Consider the following 25,487-nt stretch of genomic DNA (forward strand, 5'->3'; position numbering starts at 1 on the left):
TATATATATGAGGAAGAAAATTAGTCAGAAAGTTAGCGGTGCTATTCGTCGAGTATTCTGGACCCGTTTAAGAGCTGAAATCTTATTTAAACTATGGTTCTCCATGAAAGGAAAGAATATATTTCTGTTCGGATATCCAATACATCCGAATATGGGTGACCAAGCGCAATCTTATTGTATTGAGCGATGGTTGAAATCTAATTATCCTGGATACAACATTTTTCCATTTAATTATATAACCTCTTTTCCTCTAGCATTAAAAATATTGAGAAAGAGGATCGGAAAAGATGATCTTATTTTTGGACATAGCGGATACTTTTTTTTTGATCCGCATCCTGAACTTCCAATTTATATAGCTATCGCTAGGCTATTTAAAGACTATAAAATTGTTATTTTGCCACAAACGATTAATATTACGGGAAGAAAGCTCCTCGAGGAAACTAGTATTGCACTCAATTCTCATCCCAATCTCGTTTTGCTTTGCAGAGATCAAATCTCATATTCAAATGCTCAGAAGCATTTCTCAAATTGTAAGTTGTTACTTTATCCAGACATAGTTACTTCCTTAATTGGATCTAAAGAGTATTCTTTTGAAAGACAAGGTGTCTTGTTTTGTATGCGGGATGACTTAGAAACATTCTACCAGTCCGGAGAGATCACTGCATTGCGGACAAAAGTAGGAAAGCTAATTCAGACCGAATTGACAGATACGACAATAAAGGCGTCATATGAGGATATTATGTACAAGAAGGAGGCTATTCTGAATGAAATGCTGGAAAGATTCGCACACTATAAACTTATAATAACCGATCGGTATCATGGTACAATATTTTCGTTAATTGCTTCTACCCCTGTAATCGTTTTATCGTCGGCTGATCACAAATTAAGTAGCGGTGTAAAATGGTTCCCTGAGAGTTTTGGAGCATATGTGAAATTTGCTGAGACATTAAATGATGCATATGAGATGGCTCAAGATATGTTAGGTGAAGAATACACTCATAAGTTACCGAGCTATTTTCAGGACAACTATTACGCTGTATTAAAAGAAAAACTTTAAGGATTAGATACAAGGTACATGAGTCAGTGTTTGATTAGCCAGTTTCTCTTTGCCTTTAGAAATATGATTTTAGCATGAAGGTATTATGGTTTGCCGTTACTCCGTCTCTTTATTCAGAAAATAATACTACCCATAACGGCGGAGGCTGGATAGCATCATTAGAAAAGTTAATTAGGAGATCATCAAATATTCAACTTGGTGTGGCCTTTGAGCATTCGGATGATTATTTTAAAGTAGAAAGAGAAGATGTAGTCTATTATCCCATAAATGTTTGGAAAAGCAAAGCCCTTAAATTGAAGAGAAAGCTGATTTATAGTACAGAAGAAGATCTTGTTGTTCCAGCTTGCCTTAAAGTGATATCGGATTTTCAACCTGATGTCATACACGTATTTGGTTCGGAGTGGTGTTATGGCCTAGTTGCAAAATATACAAACGTGCCTGTTGTAATTCATATGCAGGGTTCCATTCCCCCCTATTACAATGCTCGCTTTCCGGCCGGTTATAACGAGAGTGATTTGATCCGTTTTAACGGTTTTAATATAGCTAAGACGCTAAGTCAGCTTCTTGATAATAGGAATTTTAGGTTAAGAGCTGAACGAGAAGAAAGGATTTTGAGAACTTGTTCTAACTATATGGGACGGACGGCCTGGGATAAAAATTTGATCCATTTATACAATCCTTCTGCTAATTATTATTACTGTGGAGAAGCATTGAGAGATGAGTTTTTCTTTACTGACAGAATATGGAGAAATTCAAATAACAAAAAGCAGTTTGTATTAACAACAACGATATCAACGCCCTTATACAAAGGAGTAGATACAATTTTAAAAACTGCTAAGTTGTTGAAAGATAATATAACTGATGACTTCGAGTGGCGAGTTTTTGGAGTTAAGGATATCGCGTTTCATGAGTGGAAGACTAAGATAAAGGCAGCATCATGCAATGTCAGGCTATTGGGTACTCTTTCAGCAGAGGAACTAAGGGATGAGCTGTTAGATTCTCAAATCTTCATTCACCCATCCTATATTGATAACAGTCCAAACAGCGTTTGCGAAGCCCAATTGCTCGGTATACCGGTAATTAGTACTTTTGTTGGCGGTGTACCATCTTTGATTGAACATATGGTCACAGGAGTCCTTGTACCGGCAAATGACCCATTTAGCTTGGCATATCAAATTAACCATTTAGTTAATAATAGGCAGCTTGCTGTAAAGTTAGGAGAAGAAGGTCGTAAGGTTGCTTTAGGACGTCATGCCCCAGAAACAGTAGTCCGCGATCTGTTAAATATCTATGAAACGTTAACAAATGAAACGGGTTATTAAAGTGTTTTTTTTGCATTTAACTAGCTGTCTAGGGTGGACGATTTCATTCCTTGTGCCTTACCGCGGAGCTTTTTTATTGGGTCTATTCTTTAACCAAATTTATACAGCTTGGTTGAGCCGGAATTTCCGTAAGTTGGGTAGAGGTAGTATGATTAACTCAGGTATCAATTTAGTTAATGGCAAATACATAACTATTGGAGAGAATACAATAATAGGACGACGTGTTGTTTTGAATGCATGGGACAAGTATGAGATGGACTGCTTTTCCCCTGAAATCATTATCGGGAATGGAGTATCAATTGGAGATGATAATCATATAACGGCCATAAAGAGCATTCGGATTGGAGATAACGTACTAATCGGAAAAAAGGTTACTATAACCGATAATTCACATGGAAGAAATGATAATAAGAAGGAGTTCTTTATTCCACCAATTGCTCGAAGTTTGTATTCTAAGGGTGAGGTCTTAATTAATGATAACGTTTGGATTGGAGATAAAGTAACAATTCTACCTGGCGTCACCATCGGTTTTGGAGCAATAATAGGTTCTAATTCGGTTGTAACTTGCGATGTTCCACCCTTTGCAATAGCAGTAGGAATGCCCGCGCGAGTAGTAAGGACGCCGGCTTAACGTAATGAATTGGGGTAGTTGTTTAAAAGAAAATTTAATGAATAATAAAGTCGCTTTTACAATTTGTTCGAAGAACTATATCGGCCTTGCTGCTGCCTTGGAGAAATCATTCAGGTTGCACAATCCTGATTCAGATTTTTTTATCTTTTTGGCTGATGAATTATCGGATTCTCAATTGATGGAAGTTCCTCAGAGTGCTGTAGTCGCAAAGGGTGAACTGGAACTCTCTGCAAATGAATGGACGGATATGTCGTTCAAGTATGATGTAGTTGAGTTTTGCACAGCGATTAAGCCTTTCTGTTTCCAAGTGCTTTTAAATAGAGGGTATGAAAAGGCCATCTATTTTGATCCCGATATCTTGGTCTTCGACGCATTGGACTATGTATATGAAAAGTTAGAAACAACAAGTGTTATTGTGGTTCCCCACGAAGTTGTAATTGGATCAGACAACCCTCAACGGGGCGGAATTTATAACCTTGGATTTCTCGCTTTAAAAAGTTCTAATGCCAGTAACCGTCTTTTAAAATGGTGGGGCGATCGATTGAAAACACACGCTTTTTCCGATCCTATAAGAGGTTTCTTTACTGATCAAAAATGGATGGATCATTTACCGGTTGTTTTGGAAGCTGGAGAGTATTATGTCTCTAAGCACCTTGGACTTAATTATGCACCTTGGAATTTTGACGAAAGAGAAATATTAGTAATTAAAGAGAAATATTATATTCGTTTGAAGACAAGTGAAGAAACAATGAATCCGTTAGTGTTCTTTCACTTTTCCGCTTTCAAATACGAAGAACTGAGCAAAGGGAACTACAGTCATAAGACTGTTGATATGAAGGAAAGGGAGGAACCATTGTATAACTTAATCAGGTTTTATGGAGACAAGATCCAAGAGAGTAATTTTAAAAAGTATCTTCAGTGGCCATACTCATACGGCGTCTTTAGTAATGGCCGATTAATTACGTTGTCTTTTAGACGAATTTATGCTCGATTAGTAACTGAAGACGAGATATTGGTGAATCCGTTTCAATCAGATGGGGAATTTTATAATTTATTAAAAAAGGGTGGTTTTGTTTCTAAGAAGGATATAAATGTTGAAAGGCTGTCAATAAAAAAGGTTTCAGGGCTGGGATTCAAAGTAAGGGTCTTTGATCTTATTTCAAAACTATTGATTGCAGTCATAGGGTATGACCGGTACTCGCTTTTAGGCCGTTTCCTTATCAGATACTTCCATCTGAATAATAGGGCTCGATTGCTTAATAGATCGTATAGGAGATTTAAAATAGAATCTTTCTAGAATTGTGATGGGCAGTATGGATAAGAGAAGGAATAAGTATATATGGCTCATCATCTGCTCTATGGCAAGTTTTTTTACGTTTGCTTCGAGTAGTGAAGGAATGAATTATATATTGATAGCGGTTATGGGAATTGTGCCGATTCTGCTTGTTTTCCAATTTCGGGCAATTGCAAATCGATCAACTTCTTTAGTTTATGCAGTGTTTGGGACTATGCTATTAAGTTCTCTGTTACATAGTGATGCCTTTCGGATTGACACGATCTTATATTCGTTGATGTTCATTTTTACATTTGTTTATTACTGTTATTTGGTCGATAGAACTCCTCTTACTGTTGATGTTTACGGTAAATTAATAGTGTTTCTCCTTTGGGCCTTCTTTGTTACTATGGTTTGTCAGCAAATTTGTGCGTTTCTTAACCTTCCAATTGTGAATTATAGGGTGGGAGACCAATCAACATTTAAAGTTAACTCGCTTGCCTCTGAACCGTCTTATTTTGGTAAGATCGTTACACTGCTTATGATATCGTATATTACAATACGAGAGGTTGTCTCCGGTGAAAAATATAAATTGTCAAATGGATTTAAACAGGATCGAACGATATGGATTATTTTCTTATATCAAATGTTATTCTGCGGAAGTAGTTTTGCTCTTATTCTTTTAGCTGTGGTATTGTTCAAGTATGCTAAAATTACACTAAAATCGGTAATGCTTCTTGCGCCATTTGTGATTCTTGCTACAACTGTTCTAGGCAATCTAGATTTGGTTGTCTTGGAGCGTGTACTAAAAATAGGCGAGGCTATATTAACCCTAGATGAAAATAAGATTTTTGAAGCGGATCAAAGTGGCGCTTTTAGGATAGTACCTACCATCTATTATTTTAAGCAGGTTTCTTTTTTTAGTCCCGATTTCTGGCTCGGCGCCGGGATCGATCATACGAAGAATGTTATGCCTACATTAATGGCCTCATTGGATGAGCATGATTTTGCTGTAGGTTTATTTCCAGCTTTTATTTGGGACTTCGGTCTTATCGCCACAATAGTTCTTTTAATCTTTGTTTTTAGGTATGGAATTGCAAAAGATTCAAAGGTAGACTTTTTAATATGGCTATTAATTGTTCTTGATGCTCCCTTTAATACACAGTTGTTTTGGATTACGATAATGCTAATGTTCTCTAATAAGTTTTTTAGAGAAAACGCTGATGTGGAGGAACATCAACAGAAGAAAGAGAATGAAGTTTTCATAACGAAGTCTTATTCATCGTAGAAGAGATAATAAGATAATTGTTAAATTATAATCACATGTATCGATGAATATTATTCACTATGCTTTGGGATTACCACCATATAGAAGTGGCGGCTTAACAAAATATGCTGTTGATCTTATGAGTAAGCAAGCAGAGAATCCCGAAGACATTATCACGCTCCTTCATCCAGGAGAAATTACGTTAGAGTATCCTCAAAAGGGGATTAGGAGGCGAGGAAGCTATAATAGAATATCTATTTATGAAATATCAAATCCCTCAATTGTTCCCCTGCTCCATGGTGTTAGAAAACCTTCAGATCTACTTAGTGGTAGCCCTTTAACTGAAAGGACTTTGGAGAATTTTTATAACATTTTACAGCCTGATATTCTGCATATACATACTGTTATGGGAATCCCTGTTGAATTGGTCAAGTTTTTGAGGCAAAAGGGGGTCAAGATAATTTATACAAGTCATGATTATTTTGGTTTGTGTTTTAAAGTGAGTTTTATAAACCAAAGAGGTGAGTTGTGCAATACACCGGGAGGTAAGGAGTGCGAACTATGTAACCGAAATTCGCCGAGTAACTTGTTCTTGCGACTTCGGAATTCCAGGTTTCTACTAAAATATAAATCATCATTGTCTGTAGGAAAAAAGATAGGAGGCGGGAGGTCAGCAGTCACTAAAACTATAGAGAAACCTTTTATTTCTAAGAATGCTGGAGAATTTGAAGACGTGATTGGACGCTTTAAAGAGCTTTTTTATCTAGTCGATTGCTTCCATTTTAACAGCTCTATTGCAAAGGAGGTTTATCAACAGTTTCTTCACTTGGAAAGGTTTTCTATAGTTCCGATATCTCATGCATCAATATTCGATAATCGTATATTTAAAAGGATTGATACTAATAATATCCGGCTTGGCTTTATTGGACATGTGTCTGATTATAAAGGTTTTCCTTTATTAAAGGATGTATTGTGCGCACTGAGTATTCAAGGTGTAAGCAACTGGTCTTTAAATGTTTGGGGTGGGGAGACTGGAGTGGATAAAGACTGCGACTTAATTTCATACAGAGGTAAATATGACGAAAAGGAATTAAAATCAGTTTTTGAGGAGATAGACTTACTTATTGTTCCTTCAATATGGAAAGAAACTTTCAGCTTGATAACTCTAGAGGCTCTTTCTTTTGGCACCCCTGTCTTAGTTTCCACTAATGTAGGTGCGAAGGACATTGTAAAGGAATATCAAACAGACTTCGTTTGTGAGCCAACTGTAGAAGCTTTCAGTAAGCTTCTTTTAAAAGTTTTGAGAGAACCCTCGCTTTTGTCCGAATACAATGCAAGAATAATTCAAGGTGAGTTCAATTATTCGTTTGGTAAGCATGTTACAGAAATTTATAATCTATATAATAATAGGAAGTAAGAATGAAAATAGCTATTGTTGGAACTAGAGGAATTCCTAATCACTATGGAGGCTTTGAGCAGTTTGCTGACTTTTTGTCTCAAGGCTTAGTTCAAAAAGGCCACGATATAACTGTATATTCTTCCAAAAATCATCCCTATAAGGAATCGGATTATAATGGAGTAAAGATTCTTCATAAATATGATCCTGAGGACAAGATCGGAACAGCAGGGCAATTTATTTATGATCTTTTATGTATGGCAGATGCAAGGAAGCGTGGATTTGATATTATTTATCTGCTGGGATATACTAGTAGTTCTGTATGGCAACGTATTTTGATAAAAAAATCGATAGTTGTTACTAACATGGATGGACTAGAGTGGATGCGAAGCAAGTATTCCAAACAGGTACAGCGTTTTCTGAAGTACGCCGAGAAGCTGGCTACAAAGTATAGTGATCATTTGGTCGCCGATTCTATTGGTATTCAAAGTTATTTAAAAAAGACTTACAATGCAGAGTCCTTCTATATTCCTTATGGAAGCCATGTTTTTAGTGAGCCTAATAAGGAAGACTTAATTGCCTATGGTGTGACTGCTTATAACTATGATATTTTAATTGCTCGATTTGAGCCCGAAAATAACATAGAGATGATATTGGAAGCTTTTTCCAAGTCCTCAACTTCAAGGAAATTGTTGCTTATAGGTAACTTCAAGCATACAGATTTTGGAATAAGAATGGCAAGGTTGTACGGAGAAGATACTCGAATTTGTTTTCTTGGTCCGATTTACAATCAAGTCGCGTTGAATAATTTAAGGTATTTTTCTAATTTATATTATCACGGCCATTCTGTTGGTGGAACAAATCCCTCCTTACTCGAAGCAATGGGTTCTTCGTCATTGATATGTTACCATAATAATGACTTCAATAGAACAATTGTCGGGAATGATGGCTTCCCATTTGATAACTATAATGGTCTAAAGGAAATTATTGAGGGAAAAAGAAAAGAAGATTTTTTCCACTTTTTGACGGAGAATATCGAGAAGATAAAGAATATATATTCTTGGCAAAGAATTGTAGATAGGTATGAAGATTATTTTTTATCTATTATCCCTAAATCATAGAGGTATCAGAATGTCCAGAACATGCACATTGCAAGTAGGAATAATTCTAGCTCTTATGCTCTCGCAAAGCTCTGTCTCCTTTGCGCAATCAACTATTTACCAGACTGATTTTGATGAATTAAGTGATAGGGTAGAATGGACAAACAATCCAAATGCTTCGTGGGTGCGTGAGGATGTAAAGGGTGGTACCTGTTTAAGGGTGACGAACGCTGGAATGGTTACTAAGGCAATTGACCTTAGAAAATACGCAGGAATGAAAGTCGCTTTTCGTTGTCTAGTTAAATCTGAGAATGTCTCAACCCCCAATCAGACTTATTTAGGAGTAAAATTTATGCTCCATTACAAATCCGGGGACAAAGATTTTTGGAAGAATCAAGATAATATATGGGGAACCTTTGACTGGAAGTACGTTTTCTTCTCTTTAATAATTCCTGAGAATATTTCAGATAGCAAGTTATATCTTGGCCTACAAGGAAGTACAGGAAAGGCTTGGTTTGACAATATTTCTGTTAACATAATCAAGGAGCCGACGGCCCGGCAGATAAGAGATTTAGGCGTTAATAAGAGTCGAACTAAGTATAGGGGAGTAATGTCGCCGGTAAAATTTCATGAGAAAGACCTTCAGATATTGGCAGGCTGGAATGTTAACCTAATACGATGGCAATTGACCGGTAACAAACCTGTTTTAGGAAACAACCCCAAAGATTCAATTATTTATAATAATTGGCTGGATCAAAAGCTAAACGATCTAGATAAAGTTACTAGTGTCTGTAAGAAATATGGAATTAAGGTAATTGTAGATCTGCACTCTGTACCTGGCGGTAGAGGTAGCGACGGTGTAAACAGGATGTTCTATGATCACTCCTTTAATAAACGCTTCATTGAAACCTGGAAATATATCGCGATCAGGTATAAGAAGAATGCAGCTATACTGGGTTATGATTTGGTTAATGAGCCAATGCAGGACACTTTACCTCCTAAAGGCCTAGATTATTATACAACACAAAAAGCTGCAGCACAAGAGATAAGAAAAATAGACAGGTACAAAAAAATTTTTATTGAAACGGAAGACGGTGCTTCGCCGACGGACTTTAATTTTTTGAAACCCATGCCTCTTTCAAACATAGTATATGAGGTACACATGTATCACCCGTTGGCATATACACATCAGGGCGTTTTATATGAAAAGACTGGCATAGAGTATCCTGGACTTGTTTCTGACCACTATTACGATAAGAGTAGTTTGAGGCGAATTTTACAACCTGTGCGCGATTTTCAGCTTGCCTATAAGGTGCAAATTTTTGTAGGGGAGTTTAGTGCTGTTAGATGGGCGCCCGGCAGTGCTAGATACATTAATGATTGTATTGAGATTTTTGAAGAATATGGATGGGACTGGACTTATCATGCGTACAGGGAGTGGCATGGATGGGATGTTGAATATGCAGACTCATCTCGACAAATGATAAAGCCATCATATAATACATCTAGAAAGAAAGTGTTATTGAAGTGGTTTGAAAAAAATGAAAGAGGCATTTAAGTAATAGTCGTTAAAACACTTTAATCGTAGTATAAATAAATTTTTAAATATGGCGCTAAAAATTCTAATTACCGGTGGAGCGGGCTTTATCGGATCTCATGTGGTAAGACGTTTTGTAAAAAACTACCCCGATTACTTAATAGTTAACTTAGATAAGTTAACTTATGCAGGCAACTTAGCAAACTTAATTGATATTGAGAACTCGTCAAATTATCGGTTTATAAAAGGCGATATAGTTGACTCGAGCTTTATTGACAAGCTATTTGAGGATGAACGATTCGACGCTGTAGTTCATTTGGCAGCGGAAAGTCATGTAGATCGTTCCATTGTGAGCCCTCTTGATTTTGTAATGACCAATGTCGTCGGTACGGTCAATCTGTTAAATGCAGCACGTAAGTATTGGAAAAGTAATTATGAAAATAAGCGATTTTATCATGTTTCTACAGACGAAGTTTATGGAACATTAGGTGAAGATGGCATGTTCACAGAAGATACTGCTTATGATCCTCACAGCCCTTATTCCGCCTCGAAAGCGAGCTCTGACCACTTCGTAAGGGCATATGCAGATACTTATGGGATGAATACGGTTATTTCTAATTGCTCTAATAATTATGGTTCGTTTCACTTCCCTGAGAAGTTAATTCCTTTAGCTATAAATAACATCAAGAATAATAAGCCAGTTCCCGTTTATGGGAAAGGCGAGAATATCCGCGACTGGTTGTGGGTGGAGGATCACGCACGTGCTATCGACGTGATATTTCATAATGCAAAATCAGGCGAAACCTATAATGTCGGTGGACATAATGAATGGAAAAACATTGATCTCATTCGTTTGCTTTGCAATATTATGGATCAAAAATTAGGAAGAGAACCCGGATCGTCAGAAAAGCTTATTTCCTTTGTTACAGATAGGGCGGGACATGACCTTCGGTATGCTATTGATTCAACTAAACTTCAGAGGGAATTGGGATGGACGCCAAGTTTACAATTTGAAGAAGGATTGGAGAAAACAGTAGACTGGTATTTGGCTAATGAGGAATGGCTTGAAAATGTCACCTCCGGTAACTATCAAAAGTACTACGAAGATCAGTATGCTACTCGTTAGAAATATTTAGATTATAGGTATGGAAATTATCAAAACCCCTATTGATGGTTGCTTCGTTATTAAGCCTGCAGTGTTCCCCGATCCAAGAGGATACTTCTTTGAAAGTTTTAACGAACAACGGTTTAATGAAAAATCAAAACTGAATATTCATTTTGTTCAGGATAACCAGTCCATGTCGTCTTATGGCGTATTAAGAGGACTGCATTTCCAGAAAGGCGAGCATGCTCAAGCAAAATTGGTAAGAGTACTAAAAGGAGAGGTGCTGGATGTCGCTGTAGATCTTCGACAAGGTTCCGCGACTTATGGACAGTATTACAGTGTACTGTTAAGTGAAGAAAATAAATTACAATTCTTTGTACCCAGGGGATTTGCACATGGATTTGTAGTGCTTTCGAAGCATGCAGAGTTTTTTTATAAATGTGATAACTATTATAATAAAGGATCAGAAGGAGGATTACATTATGCAGATCCTTCATTAAATATAGACTGGAAAATTCCTTTTGAAGAGTTATTGGTATCTGATAAAGATAAAGAGTTACCCGTACTAGAGGGTCTTTGAGAATTAAATTAAATCATTGGAACATGAGTAAAATTGTTGTTTTTGGAGCGTCAGGGCAGCTAGGCTCCTGTCTTAAAAAAGTAGCTGCCGAACGTTATTTTTCTGACATTGCTTTTCCGGAAGAAAGTGCCTCAAATATTTTAGATCTACCATCTCTTGAAAAACTATATGATACTGAAAAACCTCAGTTTGTAATAAACTGTGCTGCATATACTGCTGTAGATAAGGCTGAAGAAGATATAGAAACTGCTAGAAAGATCAATAAAGAGGGTGCAGCAAATCTAGCAAAGCTATGCCAATTGTATAATTCTGCATTGATCCATGTATCGACGGATTTTGTTTTTAAAGGTGATAGGCCCAAGTTATTAAGTGAAGATGATGAAACTGATCCGATTAGCGTTTATGGACAAACAAAGCTCGAAGGTGAATTAGCTATTGCAGAGGTAACAGATAAATACTTTATAATCCGTACTAGTTGGTTATACTCTGAGTATGGCAATAACTTTGTTAAAACCATGCAACGATTAGGGCGGGAACGTGATGAGCTAAAAGTGATAGTGGATCAGGTTGGTACGCCCACCTATGCGATTGATCTGGCTGACGCAATTTTGAATATCGCTTTCTCCGGCAATGATGCATATGGGACTTACCACTATAGCAATGAAGGTGCGATTTCATGGTATGATTTTGCAAAGTCAATTTTTGAGGTCAGTGAAATAGATACAAAAGTGATTCCTATACCAACTTCAGAGTATATCACAAAAGCCCGGAGACCAGCATATTCCGTATTGGATAAAACCAAAATTAAAGAGACTTTTAAAATAGAGGTTCCATATTGGAAAGATAGTTTGATATCATGTATTCATAAACTAAATGCTTTAACTAATAATTCATAGCAACTATGAAAGGTATAATACTTGCGGGCGGATCGGGAACTCGATTGCACCCGCTTACATTAGCAACCAGTAAACAGATGATGCCGGTTTATGATAAACCAATGATCTATTATCCTTTGTCTATTTTGATGCTGGCTGGAATAAAGGAAATATTAATTATATCGACGCCTCACGATCTGCCGAATTTTGAGAAGTTGCTTGGGGACGGATCAAGGTTAGGATGTAAGTTTTCTTACGCCGTTCAAGAACAGCCTAACGGACTTGCACAGGCTTTTGTAATCGGTGAAGAGTTCATTGGCAGTGATAGTGTCGCTCTAATACTAGGGGATAATATTTTTTATGGCGATGGCTTATCTCATCTGCTACAAGAGTTAAAAGAACCAGAGGGCGGAGTTGTATTTGCCTACCAGGTTTCGGACCCCGAGCGCTATGGGGTTGTTGAATTTGACCAGGATAACAAAGTGATTTCAATTGAAGAAAAGCCATCACAACCCAGATCTCATTATGCTGTTCCCGGTCTTTATTTCTACGACAACTCTGTTGTAGAAATTGCAAAAAATATTAAAGCTTCTCCGCGTGGCGAGTATGAGATAACAGATATCAATAAAGTGTATCTGGAAAAAGGCAGACTAAAGGTGGGAGTATTAAGTCGCGGTACTGCCTGGTTGGATACCGGTACTTTTAATTCTTTAATGCAGGCCGGTCAATTTGTTCAGGTCATTGAAGAGAGGCAAGGATTGAAGATCGGATGTATTGAAGAGGTCGCTTATCGAATGGGATTTATCGGACAAGCGCAACTGAGAGAAATCGCAGCACCGTTAGTAAAAAGCGGTTACGGACAATATCTAATGGGACTAGCTTAAACTAATGAAATAAGAGGAGTGCCGGTTAGGGTTCCTCTTATTTTTAAGTGTTTACTAAGCCGATTTGATTGCTTCTAAAAGTCCTTATACAGGTTCCTGAATGAGCTGCGTAGTCCGAAAGTCATCCATGCGGTATTGTTATTTACTAAACTGTTTTTCTCTTTTCTGAAAACTCCTCCAATCTCGAAGCGAAGATTGTATTTGGGATTAAGCAAGTATGACACTTTGCCGTCCAGGTAAAACAGATCGGTACTTAATCCCTGTCCTGTAGATGTTCCTGCACTTCCAATATCGGTTGTATTAAATATGTCTTTTCCATAGTTCACACCATCTCTATCAAGTCCATAGCGGGAGAACAGGACTTCTCCTGTAAAGCCGAAGCGTTTGTAGGTATAACCTAATATACCAAGCATTTCTCGGAAATTCGCTCCGTATAAATGACCCAAAGGCTGGTTATAGTGTGCATAGTTTATTACGCGGTTTGTTTGTGCAAAGGTATAGGGCTTTACTGTATTGTATTCGAGTATATAGGTTAGCGCTTCTGCTCCTGCCAGGTCTGTGCCTTTTATCCCTGCTTGTAACCCCCACAGGTCTTTTGAATCGTTTTTTATACCGTCGAGCACTAACTGGCCATACAGTGTTGTTTTATCTAGCACTTCGTATTTGCCGGTGAAGCCTACCACCGAATTTTCACTGCCTGAAGAAATGGCGGGGTTCAGAAAGATAATGGGATTAATGTATTGAGCTTTTAACCCACTTTTACTGCCCGCTTCATTCTTTACTTCCCAGATTAACGCATCGAAGAAGCCTAAGGATAAACGGGGCGTGATATTCCAGTCGAGGTAATGAAATACAGCTCCCTTTCTTCGGTTACCTGTTTCGTAGGAATATGCAGGCGCTGAAGGATCCTGAAGTGATGCCCATACGCCAGTATACTGGATGTTCTTATAGCTGCCTGTAATCTTTATGAAGGGATAAGGAGAGGTGGCGTCCGAAAGAAGGAGTGAGCGATATCCGTCGCCTATAAATATCTTATCGTAGGCCAGGGAAATATTGATAAAATCGGCCGGTGTATAGGAGATATTTGCAGTTACGTATTGCCAGTCCTTTTGCTCTTGCTGTGTTCCGAAGAACTCGTTCGTTTGGCCTGGAACAATGCGGTATTTCTCAGAAAAATCCTGATAGTATTTAGGGAATTTACCCTGATTCTCGTAACCGCTGGTATAAAACGAAAACTTTTTACCGACTGTTCCGCCAAACTGATATCCTCTTGTATTCTGCCAGGTGGTTTTCTTTCCGGAAAAGTCGCGGCCAATAATAAAATCGGGAAGAAAATCTCCGTAGAAAGTATAATCATCCTTGTTTACCTGAAACAGGTGCTCGTTAAAAAGTTTTCTGCTGATCCAGCCATGCCTGCTGCTGTCAACTCCCCGGTTAAGCAGAGAGTCGGTCGCCTGGGTAATGATGCTGTCTTCTTTGATATAAAAAGGTTTTAAGGAGCTGTGTACCCGTGTATTTGGGTCGTAGATCTCTTTGTTAAGCTGTTGGTAAAAATGGAACGAATAGGACAGATAGCCTGCCTGGGCGGATGCTCGTTGAACGGCTGCTGCTATCAGGATGATTGCAATAGTGCTTATTATATAATATCTTTTCATTTGTTCGGGGGTATTAGAAGTCCTGGTAGAGGTTTCTGAATGATGTACGAAGTCCAAAGGTGAACAGGGTGGTATTATTTTTCTCCATGCGGTTTTTCTCGTTGCGGGTTATTAAGCCTGCTTCAAGACGAAGATTATAAGCCGGATTTAAAAGGAAGGCAACACGCGTATCTGTATAGTACAGATCTGTTCCGAGACCCTGGCCGATATAATTTCCGTTGTCGCGCGCTGGTTGGGTATAGGGCTTAAACAGGTCTCTTCCATAATTCAGGCCGTCAATGTCTTTGCCGTATCGTGAATAAAGTAACTGCGTGCTGATCTCGAAACGTTTAATTGAATAGTTTAACATTCCAATGGTTTCCCTGAAGTTAGCCCCATAAGGGTGCCCGAGAGGTTCGTTATAGTGAGCGTAATTAACCACTGCGATTCGCTCGCTGAAGGTATAGGGCCGGGCGGTATTGAACTCAAGCAGGTAGTTGAGACGCGGCACTTTCAGCAGGTCGGCCCCTCTGACGCCTAATTGTACTCCCCATTTATTCCTCGAGCTACCATCGCCCGAAAAGAATTCTTTCGCCTGGAACTCATCGAGTGCAAATTGACCGTATACAGCCATTTTATCAAACAGCTCGTATTTGGCCGTGAAACCCATAACGGCATTGTCGGGTGATCCGCCGTCGGATTCTACGGGACGTAAAAAGATAATCGGGCTGGCATATCCGGGATCGAATCCTCTTTTGTTGCCTAAGCTATCATGCGTTGCCCATACCACCGCATCAAAGAAGCCGACAGAGAGGCGTTTGGTTACATTCCAGTCGAGATAGTGAAATATCGCTCCTTTTCTTCGGTCTGCCTTTTCAAACTTAGGTGCGGATGGATCCTGCAGCGAGCTCCACATGGCCATGTAGCGCACGGCGCCCAATGTTCCGGTAAGTTTAAGAAAAGGATAAGGCGAGCCAAAGTCGCTCAGCAGCAGCGAGCGGTAACCGTCGCCGATGAAGTTTTTATCGTATCCTGCCTGGATATTAATGTATTTAATGGGGGTATAAGATACCTGCCCGGTAAAGTAATTCCAGTCGGCTTCATCTGTTAGTGTGCTGTCGGGGCGATTGATCTTATGCCGCTGGCCGGGCAATACTTTGTGTTCCTGGATGTACCGGCTGTAATAGCTTGGGAGCTTCGCTTTATTGAAAAATCCGCTGGTATGGAAGGATAATTTATTGCTGATGGTTCCGCCTATCTGGTAGCCAAAGGAGCGAAGCCATGTACTCTTGTCATTTTCGCCATCTCTTCCAAGAGTAATATCGGGTAGGAAGTCGGCATACAAGGTATAATTTTCTTTTTTTACTTCGGCCTGGTGGTTATTGAAGAACCTGCGGCTTAGAATACCGCTGCCTTCTGAATACCCGGCGGTTATCGAGTCGGCCTTAAGAAGCAGACTGTCGCCAATAAAGAATGGTTTCAGTGAGCTATGTGTTTTGGTATTTATATTATACATATCCCTGTTTAGCTTTTGATAAAAGGAATATGAATAGGGCTGTGAAGCCATCTGTGCGGAAGCGCTGAAGAGCGTTCCGCAAATAAGGACGGCGGCGAGGCTGATTTTCTTCATTCTGTAAAAATAAATTTAAAGGAAAAAAGTTTTATCAAGTAACAAGTAGCTGGTATCAAGTATCAAGAGCCGCCAAGAGTGAGTAATTGAAAGCCGGGAGAAAGATAGTAAAGATTCGCTATACAGAAAAAAAATAATGCGAGTTTAAACTTCGTCATAAGGTCAGCGTATTAACGATCAAAGACATTAATGACGGATGGTGATGAAGATAAAGCCTTTTTTCGTTTTTTTGATAATTTCATTGATATTACAAGCTGTTAAAGTTAATTCCCAAACTGTAAGTCCTTTTAAATTACGTTACCAGACGGAGCAAAAGGGCGGCATTGTGTATGTTTCCAATACTATTCTTAGTTGTGAAAATTGTGATGCAGTAAATGAGTTACCTCCTAATGGAAAAAGTGATAATAATAATTTTATTATGCATTATATTGACATTGATGCATCAACTGAAACATTCAGCAGCAGCTCGGCAGATCTGATCCTTCCTGACTGTTCCTCTATAACTTTCGCAGGGCTTTATTGGGGAGGAGCTATTAGCTCTACAAATAGTAGATTTAAAGATAAAAATAAAATTAAGTTAAAGAAGCCAGGAGCTACGGCGTATATTGATTTAACTGCAGATAAAACGTGGGGGGGACAGTCTTTTAAAGATATCACTAGTATCGTAAAGTTGAGTCAACCGTCAAACGGTACTTTTACAGTTGCAAATGTTGTGGCAGATGAAGGGGTTGTTAACGTATATGCCGGATGGACGATAGTAATTGCTTATAAGCACGACCTTATGCCTCTACGAAACTTATCTGTTTTTGAAGGGCTCGTAGGTATCAATTTCCTAAGCAACGTAGAGTTTAGTATTTCAGGTTTTTTTTCTCCTCCCAACGGTCCTGTTAACTTTGATTTTGGGTTTGTTGCTTATGATGGAGATCGGAGTTATAGTGGAGACTACTTAGAAATTAACAATCAAAAAGTTTTTGATTCGGCACATAATTCAGATAACCTATTCAATAGTTCTATTACAAATAACGGGGAAGTCGTTCAAAGTAGAAATCCCGCTTATAATAATACGCTCGGTTATGAATCTAGCATTATTCACTTGAATAATGCGGATTTTAGGTATTTGAAAAATGGTGCCAGATCTGCTCTGATAAATTTGGACACCGATATTGAATCATATTTGATAGGCGTCCTTACGGCCTCAATAGACATCTACAATCCCAACATTCAATTATCTCACCAATACCGCAACATCAGCAAATATGGTATTTCAGTACAAGCCGGAGAAACTGTTGAACTGCAGTATGACTTGAAGAACACAGGTAATGACGGAAGTACGAACACTGTTTTTATCGATACCATTCCTTCTCTCTTTGCATACGTAAAGGGATCTATAGAAGTTCAAGACATTAATGGCAACTGGAAAGCCCTGAGTGACCAGAGCGTTGATGATGCAGGAGAGTATATGGAGGCTGGAAGGCGGGTGCTGGTTAGACTGGGAGAGGGAGCGAATGCTTCAAGAGGTGGGGCTGTACCGGCAGATGGCCAGTTGAAAGTGCGCTATAAAATGCAGCTAATTGATGATGCTGAATTGTTGGGTTGTGCTCCCGCGCCTGTTTCTAAATATGGCTGGCTGCAATACTCGGGAAACGTAAATCCGGACAAGAGCTGGAAAGTAGCTTCGGATAAGGCTTTTTCTCAATATGATTGTTCTGGCGTTCGCAGTCCCCTGGTGCTGGCGCTGGAACCGCCATTGCCTCCCGGGGATTTAAATCTCACCTTTTATTGCCCGGTTTCTGTTGCTGATCTGGCTTTACCTAAAGGATACTCTCTATACAAAGAGGATAACACCACAGCAAGCAGAGGTATGCCTATGCCGGTTGCGAAAATATCTGAGTCGGGTACGTATAAGGCTTACCGCAGGCTGGCTGCGGGCTGTGAGTTCAGCTATACTATCCGGGTAAATATGGCGTCTATTGGTATTGCTGCACAACCTGCTCCACGGAAGATTGTGGAGGGGAAAAGCGCTGAATTTTCTGTGGAAACAAGCGGGCCTGATGTGAAGTACCAGTGGCAGGAGGATTCCGGTTATGATTCGTGGACCGACATACCGGGCGCCACCGACCGGATTTTAACGCTGCGGAGCGTTTCGCTGAGCAAGAACCGGTCGCGTTACCGGGCGCTGATCTCTAATCCTTGCGGGCAGAAGCTGGTATCGTATGCCGTTCTTCTGAATGTGGTGGAGAGCGAGGAGGGTACGCTGTTTGTGCCGAATGCATTTAGGCCTAACAGTGCGGTGGAGGAACTTACCCACTTTATAGTGAAAGGACGGAAACTTTCGCGCTGGCAGATGAGGGTTTATAATAAGTGGGACCAGCTGATCTGGGAAACTACTAAGCTGAACCCTGACGGCAGTCCTGCGGAAGGCTGGGATGGTAAGATTGGTGGTCAGGATGCGGCGCAGGGTATCTATCTCTGGGCAATCTCTGCCGTCTTCTGCGATGGCTCTGAATGGCAGGGCATGAGTTTTAACCAGTCGGCACCGCGGAAAACGGGGATCGTTTATTTGATACGCTAGGTTTTAAGTGATGAATTATGGGTTATGAATTATGAGTTATGAAATGCCATAGCCATGTTTTCCTGTTCCCGGCGTGATAATTTATATTTGGCAGCAATGGCCGGCCATTTGGATACTGCGTTTTTAATGTTGTTAAAAATAGCGCTGGCTTCCTGTGGCTTTAGCCGGAAATGTTTTGCGACCGACAGGGCTAATTCCGGGTCAAGAGAATTGTCGTTTTCTGAAATATTTAAAGTCAAACCGTTGCCTTGTGGGTTGGCATTCATATCGTAGGCTGGTGAAAGTTCCCAGCCGTCTTCCCGCAATAAAAATCCATGGTTGCGCAAGTGATCATCGGTATTTTTTACCATGATATTGAAAACGATCCTTGCCCACAGCTCCTTTAGGTTATTGTTAACCTGACGCCCGTTTTGAATGATAAAAGCTGCGATGTCCAAATAGCTTGCCCCTGTGTGAAAATCAGTGCCGTCTTGCTGGCCAAGCAGGGTCATCGCTGATGCAAAGTGTATTCTGGTGGTTTGCTGGACGCGATCGAATCGCCTTGTCAGAAAGGTATGATGCCTTCCGGAAAATTGCTGAAGCCGTGCAGGTGCGACTGTGATACCCGAGTTCACCGCCAGTTCATAAACAACCATTTCCCATGCTCCAATATTGTGTTCATCATTGATACTTGGGAACTTGGCTATCCACAAATTTCCTTCCGGATCGTTCACACTGGCTTTAGGCCTGGCTCCGCCTAGAGAAGAACCGGGAGCCATCAGCATGTTTAGCCAACGTAGTTCTTCAGTTGAAGTCATCTCTTCGTTTTCAAGGCGTAAACTGGCATATTCGAGGTCACGCAGGTTAACCCAGGGCGGTGCAGCGAGCTCGGTAGCGTGACTCAAATATTCTCCGTCTTCGCTGGTTTTGAATCGAAGCCCGCCCATTCGGGTTCCGTCAAACACGCCCAATAGGAAGTCTGACTCATTCAGGATACGCGGTTTTCGTTCTTCCTGACGCGAAATGATCGCCTCCCGTCTTTTCATTAGGACCCTTCCCCAACGATCAGGCGATGAATCAAGGAACATGCCAAAATTCGGCTTACCATCGGCCAGATATTGCGGGCCTGAATATAATTGTAAGTCGGGATCGAGAATCTGGGCTTGTGGCCACTGAAGCCAATGCTCGCTATATTCAAAGGAAAATATTTCTCTTCCTCTTACAACCTCTGCACTCAATGTGCCAACCTGTATGGTTCGTGGTAATCCAGCCCAATCTGCATAAACGAAAATTTTCGACGCCATAGTTTTATTTTTTAGGAGCTCTTTCCTTTACAAGTAAGCCTGCGTCCTGTAGTTTTCTGCCGAGTTCATCGTCGGCGCCCAGCTTCAGAAAATCACTCTCAAGGCCGAGGACGAATAATACCTGGAAATAGGCTCCCATGGCGACTGTTGGTGTGCCTTTCTCAATTTGCCACAGGGTGGATCTGCTGATGCCTGCCCTTTCAGATACTTGTTCAGTACTCAGTTTTCGGCGCAAACGGGCCAGTTTGATGTTTTCTCCAAAATTGTTAAGTACTTTCTGCGCCTTTGGTAATAATACAAGATGCTGCTTCATAATGTCGTATATGTTGTACAAATATAAGATTATTGTTTATTTTATAAAACGTTATGAGTTGTGAGTATGGATTATAAGTTATGAATTATGGGTTATGTGTTGTGCGTTGGTGTTTTAGACGTATTTTTGCGATAGAATGGAATTAATTACTACACCTCTTGAGGGTTGTTATATTATAAAGCCTGCTGTATTTCCTGATCCGCGCGGGTACTTTTTCGAGAGTTTTAATGAACAGCGGTTTAATGAGAAAACGGGCCTGAATATTCACTTTGTGCAGGATAACCAGTCGATGTCGTCGTATGGTGTTTTGCGGGGTCTTCATTTCCAAAAGGGTGAGCATGCGCAGGCGAAGCTCGTAAGGGTATTGAAGGGTGAGGTATTGGATGTTGCTGTCGATCTTCGCCGTGGCTCGGCTACTTACGGTCAGCACTATAGTGTTGTATTAAGCGAGGAGAATAAACTGCAGTTTTTTATTCCGCGTGGTTTTGCTCACGGCTTTGTGGTGCTCTCTGAGCAGGCGGAGTTTTTTTATAAATGCGACAATTACTATAACAAGGCGTCGGAAGGCGGTTTACACTACGCCGATCCTGCGTTGAATATCGACTGGCAGGTTCCTGCCGAGCAATTGCTGGTGTCGGATAAAGACCTTGTGCTGCCGGGTTTAGATTTGTTGTAATATAAAATTACCATCTATCCCCAGTTTCTCATGAAGGGATTTAAGGAAGGGAACATCGGGTTCGCGTTTGCCGCTTAATATTTGTGATAGTTTTGGTGCACTTATACCCAGCATAGATGCCAGCCCTTTTTGAGTGACTCCAAGTTCTTCTTTTTTCGCCTGTACGACAGAGCTAATGGTTAAGCGCATTGGCATAACCTTCAATACTTCGTCCTCAAACTTCTCTGCCAATAAGCCAAGCCGCTCCAGTTCATCGGCTTCTTTCTTGCTCAATGAATGGAACCCTCCTCCATCGGTAGCCTTTTGAATGAAGTTTTCTATCAAAGACATCACCTGATTATACTGCTTTTCGTTCCTGATCCTGTCTATCATTAGTTTTTCCTTTTATACACGTGAACAATCCGCGATCTTGTCATACTCGGCATGCGTACCGACGAAACGTATGTAGACGGTCCGCTTATCGAAAAAAATCATAGCAACTAACCTAAAATCATTGCCCTTGATATTAAATACATAGCGATCATTACCTACAGCGTCCACACTTCCAAATGTGTTTTTGACATCAGAGAAATTACGCCAGTCCGATTGTTTTACAATATGAAACCAACTATTCAAGGCTGATTTCGATGTAATATGCTTCTCTGCGAAATTATTAATGATCGTTTTGGCGATGATAACCATCAGTACAAAGATAAGCAAAATTTCAAATTTTGAAATTTATTTAGATATATGAAAGCGGGGCAAGGATAAGGTGTTGCCTGAATTAGAAGCATTGGTTTGAAAAAGTCATACTATTTTATAGCCATATGTTAAAAATAGTATGACTTTTTTCGATCAGAGTTCTAAGCGAAATCTTCGCCAAAGGTTGATTTGACGTCGGCTACAACCTGTTTTACTTCCTGCTCGCTGTTGCGGGGGACGATCATCAGTGTGTTGTTAGACTCTGCAATAATATAATCTTTCAGTCCTTTTACTACGATTTTTTTGCCTGCCGGGAGGTTGATCATGCAGCCGCTGCTGTTATAGAGTATAGCGCTGCCGGAGGGAACCACTACGTTTTCATGCTCGTCTTTTTGGGCAAGAGTATAGAGGGATGCCCAGGTGCCGAGATCTGACCAGCCGAACTCTACCGGAAGTACATACACGTTATCGGCCTGCTCCATGATGCCATAATCGATGGAGATGTTCTGGCACTGTCCGTAGTTTTGGGTTAGAAATTCGGCTTCTTCGGGGGTGTTATATATTTCTTTTGCATCCTCAAACAAGGAATTCATTTCGGGAAGATGCTGATCAAATGCTTTTAGCACTTCAGCGGCGCTCCAAATGAAGATCCCCGCATTCCACAGGTACTCTCCGCTTCCCAGAAATGCTTCGGCGCGTTCTTTATCGGGCTTCTCTGTAAACTGCTGCACTTTACGGAATCCGTTTCCCAGCAGATGGTCGCTGAAGCGAATGTATCCATAGCCTGTATCTGGCCGGGATGGCTGAATGCCCAGTGTAATGAGGCAGTTGTTCTCGCTCGCCGTTTGCAGTGCGTTGCTTACGTCTTTTGTAAACTGTGAGGTATTGAGTATGAGATGGTCGGATGGTGCCACTACTATCGCTGCTTCGGGATCGAGAGCGGCAATCTTGTGGCAGGCATAGGCGATGCAGGGCGCGGTGTTGCGCATTACCGGCTCGCACAGTACCTGGTGGTACTGAATTCCTTTTAGTTGTTCTTTTACCAGCTCCCTGTATTTCTCGTTAGTGAGAATGTAGATATTTTCTTCGGGTACGATGTCTTTAAAACGCTGATAAGTAGCCTGGATGAGGCTCGTGCCGGTACCGGCAATGTCGATAAATTGTTTGGGATAAGAAGTGCGGCTTACGGGCCAGAAACGGCTGCCTACTCCTCCGGCCATAATAACTGCGTAGTAATTGTTCATTGGGTTGTGAGTTGTATGTGGTGAGTTGCGAGTGTTAATAAAGCGATAAAGATAGTGATATTGGTAATGAAAATGAGGTACTAGTGTTATTTTTTTATTAAATAATCGTAAGGTATGAACATTTATCATAAAATATTGTTTAATTTTACAAAAATCTAAAACTATGAGTACCATTACAGGATTTAACGCAGGTGGAAATACCTATAACTCCATGGCTGATAACAGCCCCCTGCATATGTGCCCGAAGTGTCAGGGTTATACCGATAAGAGGATTGCAAATTCGAAGTTGGTGAACAAGATGTTTTTCTGGATGTCGCTTCGTAAGTACCAGTGCCAGCATTGCGACCACAGGTTCTACATCCTGGCCCGTTAAGGTTAATAAATCGTTTCTTATTTATTAATTTATCTCATTATTTTTTACCTTTCCACACTTTTTTACGTAGTGCTTGGAAAGACAGATTTTTAAGGGCTTAAGAGGCCTTGGCCAGAATATTTACATTTCGCTGCTGCTTAAGCTGCTTTTGGTTGCGGCGCTTTATACAGTTTGCCGCATAGCTTATTACCTGTTTAATACTTCATTGTTCCCGGCAATTGATGCCGGGGCGTTCCTGCTGATCCTGGCAGGGGGGCTGAAGTTTGACATCAGCGCCATACTTTATACCAATTCGCTGTATATCGCCAGCCAGATCATTCCTTTTAAATTCAGACATCATCCCCTCTATCAGAAGATTACTGCGGGGATCTTTTATGTGGTGAACGGACTGGCCCTGGTGGCTAATATTGCCGACATTGCTTATTATCCCTTCACCCTGAAACGTACTACCTTCACCGTGTTTTCGCAGTTTTCGGGCGAGCAGAACCGGCTGAGGCTCTTATCCCGGTTTTTGTTCGACTACTGGTATCTGCTGCTGCTGCTGGTTGTGTTGGTAATGGCCATGGTATGGCTCTATAAACGAATCGGGAAGCATAAGGTTACTTTCAGGAATCCGGTTGCTTATTACCTGAGCTCTTTGCTGATGATTCCGGTAGTGGCTGGTTTGTTTATCGCTGGTGCAAGGGGTGGCTTCAGGCATAGCACACGCCCTATTACGCTGAGTAACGCCGGCGAATATGTTGAGAACCCGGCCGAGCAGAACATTGTGTTGAATACTCCTTTCGCCCTGCTGCGGACGATAAAGACGAAGTCGTTAAAGAAAGAGCAGTTTTTTTCGCAGCAGCAGCTGGATTCGTTGTATAATCCGCTTAAGGCTCCGGATAGTAGTGCGGCGCCTTTTATTAAAAAGAATGTAGTGGTGATCCTGCTGGAGAGTTTCAGCCGTGAATATCTCGGCGGCTTTAACCGTGACCTTGAAGGGGGGAAATACAAGGGATATACTCCTTTTCTGGATTCGCTGATGGAGCGCAGCCTGGTGTTTACCAACGCCTATGCGAATGGCCGTAAATCGATCGAGGGCCTTCCTTCGGTGCTGGCCAGTATCCCCGGAATACAGGAGCCTTTTGTGCTTTCTGACTATTCGTATAACCGGATTAACAGCTTCGGTAACCTGCTGTCGGCAGAGGGCTATCATACATCGTTTTTTCACGGCGCCCCCAATGGCTCCATGGGCTTCAGCTCTTTTGTGAAGATGGCCGGGATCAAAAATTATTACGGCATGACGGAGTATGATAACGATGACGACTTTGATGGTATGTGGGGGATATGGGATGAGCCTTTTATGCAGTTCTGGGCACAGAACCTGAACCGCTTTAAACAGCCTTTCTTCAGCGCTCTGTTTTCGGTATCATCGCATCATCCTTTTAAGATCCCTGAGAAGTATGAGGGTCGCTTCCCTGAGGGTACCTTGCCCGTGCACCGTGGCGTAGGGTATACGGATTTTTCGCTGAAGCAGTTTTTTAAAACGGCGTCGCGTATGCCCTGGTATCGCAATACCCTCTTCGTTATTACTGCAGACCACTCTTCTGTGGCCTGGCATGAGGAATATAAAACTTCGCTTGGGGCTTATGCTGTTCCGATTATGATTTACGATCCTTCAGGGGATCTGAAAGGACGGAATGATCAACCCGTGCAACAGGCGGATATTCTGCCTACTGTGCTGAATTACCTGCATTACAAAAAGCCCTATTTTGCTTTTGGCAACGATATGATTCGTTATTCGGATGACCACCCGGTTATACACTTTACGGATGGCCTGTACCAGATCATTATGGGAGACTTTGTCCTGATGTTCGATGGAGAGAAATCGGTGGAAATGTACAATTATCGCAGCGACCGGCTGCTGTCCCGTAATATTATTAACACCGGCGACCCGATGCAGAATAAGCTTGAAATGCACGTAAAGGCTTTTATTCAGCAGTATAATGCTCATATGATCGATAATACGTTAACCGTAAATCATAATTCATCACTCAAAATTCATAATCCCTAAC

At 40.8% G+C, this 25,487-nt stretch carries 23 protein-coding genes; 16 read left to right on the forward strand and 7 right to left on the reverse strand.

Annotated elements, in window-relative coordinates; all coding sequences use genetic code 11:
- Positions 1–7: 7 nt before the first annotated feature.
- The 12 genes from BDE36_RS05500 (at position 8) to rfbA (ending at position 13,027) form a co-directional block, all read left to right on the forward strand.
- Positions 8–1,057, forward strand: coding sequence for a polysaccharide pyruvyl transferase family protein (locus BDE36_RS05500; protein ID WP_141814050.1), 1,050 nt, complete (start codon positions 8–10; stop codon positions 1,055–1,057).
- Between the two features lie 74 nt (positions 1,058–1,131).
- A complete protein-coding gene (locus BDE36_RS05505; protein WP_141814051.1) occupies positions 1,132–2,379 on the forward strand; it encodes a glycosyltransferase in 1,248 nt (415 codons plus the stop codon).
- The gene (locus tag BDE36_RS24235; protein WP_276482166.1) at positions 2,363–3,010 is read left to right on the forward strand and encodes an acyltransferase; all 648 of its coding nucleotides are present in this window, start codon (positions 2,363–2,365) and stop codon (positions 3,008–3,010) included. The genes BDE36_RS05505 and BDE36_RS24235 overlap by 17 nt, the downstream gene beginning before the upstream one ends.
- Positions 3,011–3,047: 37 nt before the next feature.
- Positions 3,048–4,307, forward strand: coding sequence for a glycosyltransferase family protein (locus BDE36_RS05515; protein ID WP_141814052.1), 1,260 nt, complete (start codon positions 3,048–3,050; stop codon positions 4,305–4,307).
- A gap of 16 nt (positions 4,308–4,323) precedes the next feature.
- Positions 4,324–5,571, forward strand: coding sequence for a hypothetical protein (locus BDE36_RS05520; protein WP_141814053.1), 1,248 nt, complete (start codon positions 4,324–4,326; stop codon positions 5,569–5,571).
- Between the two features lie 43 nt (positions 5,572–5,614).
- Complete coding sequence (locus tag BDE36_RS05525) at positions 5,615–6,967, forward strand: glycosyltransferase (RefSeq protein ID WP_141814054.1); 1,353 nt, start codon at positions 5,615–5,617, stop codon at positions 6,965–6,967.
- Between the two features lie 2 nt (positions 6,968–6,969).
- Positions 6,970–8,067: a DUF1972 domain-containing protein gene (locus BDE36_RS05530; RefSeq protein ID WP_141814055.1), complete on the forward strand. Its 1,098-nt coding sequence runs from the start codon at positions 6,970–6,972 to the stop codon at positions 8,065–8,067.
- Complete coding sequence (locus BDE36_RS05535; RefSeq protein ID WP_141814056.1) at positions 8,030–9,604, forward strand: glycoside hydrolase family 5 protein; 1,575 nt, start codon at positions 8,030–8,032, stop codon at positions 9,602–9,604. Before BDE36_RS05530 ends, BDE36_RS05535 begins: the two co-directional genes overlap by 38 nt.
- A 49-nt stretch (positions 9,605–9,653) precedes the next feature.
- On the forward strand, positions 9,654–10,709 hold the full coding sequence (rfbB, locus tag BDE36_RS05540; protein ID WP_141814057.1) for a dTDP-glucose 4,6-dehydratase: 1,056 nt from the start codon (positions 9,654–9,656) through the stop codon (positions 10,707–10,709).
- Between the two features lie 19 nt (positions 10,710–10,728).
- A complete protein-coding gene (gene rfbC, locus BDE36_RS05545; RefSeq protein ID WP_141814058.1) occupies positions 10,729–11,268 on the forward strand; it encodes a dTDP-4-dehydrorhamnose 3,5-epimerase in 540 nt (179 codons plus the stop codon).
- Positions 11,269–11,291: 23 nt separating this feature from the next.
- Complete coding sequence (gene rfbD / locus BDE36_RS05550; protein WP_141814059.1) at positions 11,292–12,164, forward strand: dTDP-4-dehydrorhamnose reductase; 873 nt, start codon at positions 11,292–11,294, stop codon at positions 12,162–12,164.
- 5 nt (positions 12,165–12,169) lie between these two features.
- Positions 12,170–13,027 (forward strand): glucose-1-phosphate thymidylyltransferase RfbA, encoded by an 858-nt coding sequence (rfbA, locus tag BDE36_RS05555; protein WP_141814060.1) that lies wholly within the window; start codon positions 12,170–12,172, stop codon positions 13,025–13,027.
- Between the two features lie 74 nt (positions 13,028–13,101).
- Here the strand turns inward: rfbA and BDE36_RS05560 are convergent, their stop codons facing one another.
- Both BDE36_RS05560 and BDE36_RS05565 read right to left on the reverse strand, forming a co-directional pair.
- Complete coding sequence (locus BDE36_RS05560; protein ID WP_235904367.1) at positions 13,102–14,682, reverse strand: gliding motility protein RemB; 1,581 nt, start codon at positions 14,680–14,682, stop codon at positions 13,102–13,104.
- Positions 14,683–14,695: 13 nt separating this feature from the next.
- Positions 14,696–16,291 (reverse strand): gliding motility protein RemB, encoded by a 1,596-nt coding sequence (locus tag BDE36_RS05565; protein WP_141814061.1) that lies wholly within the window; start codon positions 16,289–16,291, stop codon positions 14,696–14,698.
- A gap of 418 nt (positions 16,292–16,709) precedes the next feature.
- On the opposite strand from BDE36_RS05565, the gene BDE36_RS05570 reads away from it, so the two are divergent.
- The gene (locus BDE36_RS05570; protein WP_161987549.1) at positions 16,710–18,863 is read left to right on the forward strand and encodes a gliding motility-associated C-terminal domain-containing protein; all 2,154 of its coding nucleotides are present in this window, start codon (positions 16,710–16,712) and stop codon (positions 18,861–18,863) included.
- A gap of 29 nt (positions 18,864–18,892) precedes the next feature.
- On the opposite strand, the gene BDE36_RS05575 is transcribed toward BDE36_RS05570, so the two are convergent.
- Positions 18,893–20,146 (reverse strand): type II toxin-antitoxin system HipA family toxin, encoded by a 1,254-nt coding sequence (locus BDE36_RS05575; RefSeq protein ID WP_141814063.1) that lies wholly within the window; start codon positions 20,144–20,146, stop codon positions 18,893–18,895.
- Positions 20,147–20,150: 4 nt separating this feature from the next.
- Positions 20,151–20,459, reverse strand: a complete 309-nt coding sequence (locus BDE36_RS05580; RefSeq protein WP_141814064.1) for a helix-turn-helix domain-containing protein — start codon at positions 20,457–20,459, stop codon at positions 20,151–20,153.
- A gap of 136 nt (positions 20,460–20,595) precedes the next feature.
- Here BDE36_RS05580 and rfbC (BDE36_RS05585) point away from each other — a divergent pair, with 136 nt between their 5' ends.
- Entirely contained in the window at positions 20,596–21,135 is a 540-nt protein-coding gene (rfbC, locus tag BDE36_RS05585) for a dTDP-4-dehydrorhamnose 3,5-epimerase (RefSeq protein ID WP_141814065.1), read from the forward strand.
- On the opposite strand, the gene BDE36_RS05590 is transcribed toward rfbC (BDE36_RS05585), so the two are convergent.
- The 3 genes from BDE36_RS05590 to BDE36_RS05600 form a co-directional block, all read right to left on the reverse strand.
- Positions 21,121–21,507: a helix-turn-helix domain-containing protein gene (locus BDE36_RS05590; protein WP_141814066.1), complete on the reverse strand. Its 387-nt coding sequence runs from the start codon at positions 21,505–21,507 to the stop codon at positions 21,121–21,123. The genes rfbC (BDE36_RS05585) and BDE36_RS05590 overlap by 15 nt on opposite strands.
- Before the next feature lie 12 nt (positions 21,508–21,519).
- Entirely contained in the window at positions 21,520–21,834 is a 315-nt protein-coding gene (locus tag BDE36_RS05595; protein WP_235904369.1) for a type II toxin-antitoxin system HigB family toxin, read from the reverse strand.
- Between the two features lie 143 nt (positions 21,835–21,977).
- A complete protein-coding gene (locus BDE36_RS05600) occupies positions 21,978–23,060 on the reverse strand; it encodes a mannose-1-phosphate guanylyltransferase (RefSeq protein ID WP_141814067.1) in 1,083 nt (360 codons plus the stop codon).
- Between the two features lie 163 nt (positions 23,061–23,223).
- Here BDE36_RS05600 and BDE36_RS05605 point away from each other — a divergent pair, with 163 nt between their 5' ends.
- Entirely contained in the window at positions 23,224–23,433 is a 210-nt protein-coding gene (locus BDE36_RS05605; RefSeq protein WP_141814068.1) for a hypothetical protein, read from the forward strand.
- A 73-nt stretch (positions 23,434–23,506) separates the two neighbouring features.
- A complete protein-coding gene (locus BDE36_RS05610; RefSeq protein WP_235904370.1) occupies positions 23,507–25,486 on the forward strand; it encodes an LTA synthase family protein in 1,980 nt (659 codons plus the stop codon).
- Position 25,487 lies beyond the last annotated feature (1 nt).

It is taken from the genome of Arcticibacter tournemirensis, assembly GCF_006716645.1.
Taxonomy (GTDB): domain Bacteria; phylum Bacteroidota; class Bacteroidia; order Sphingobacteriales; family Sphingobacteriaceae; genus Arcticibacter; species Arcticibacter tournemirensis.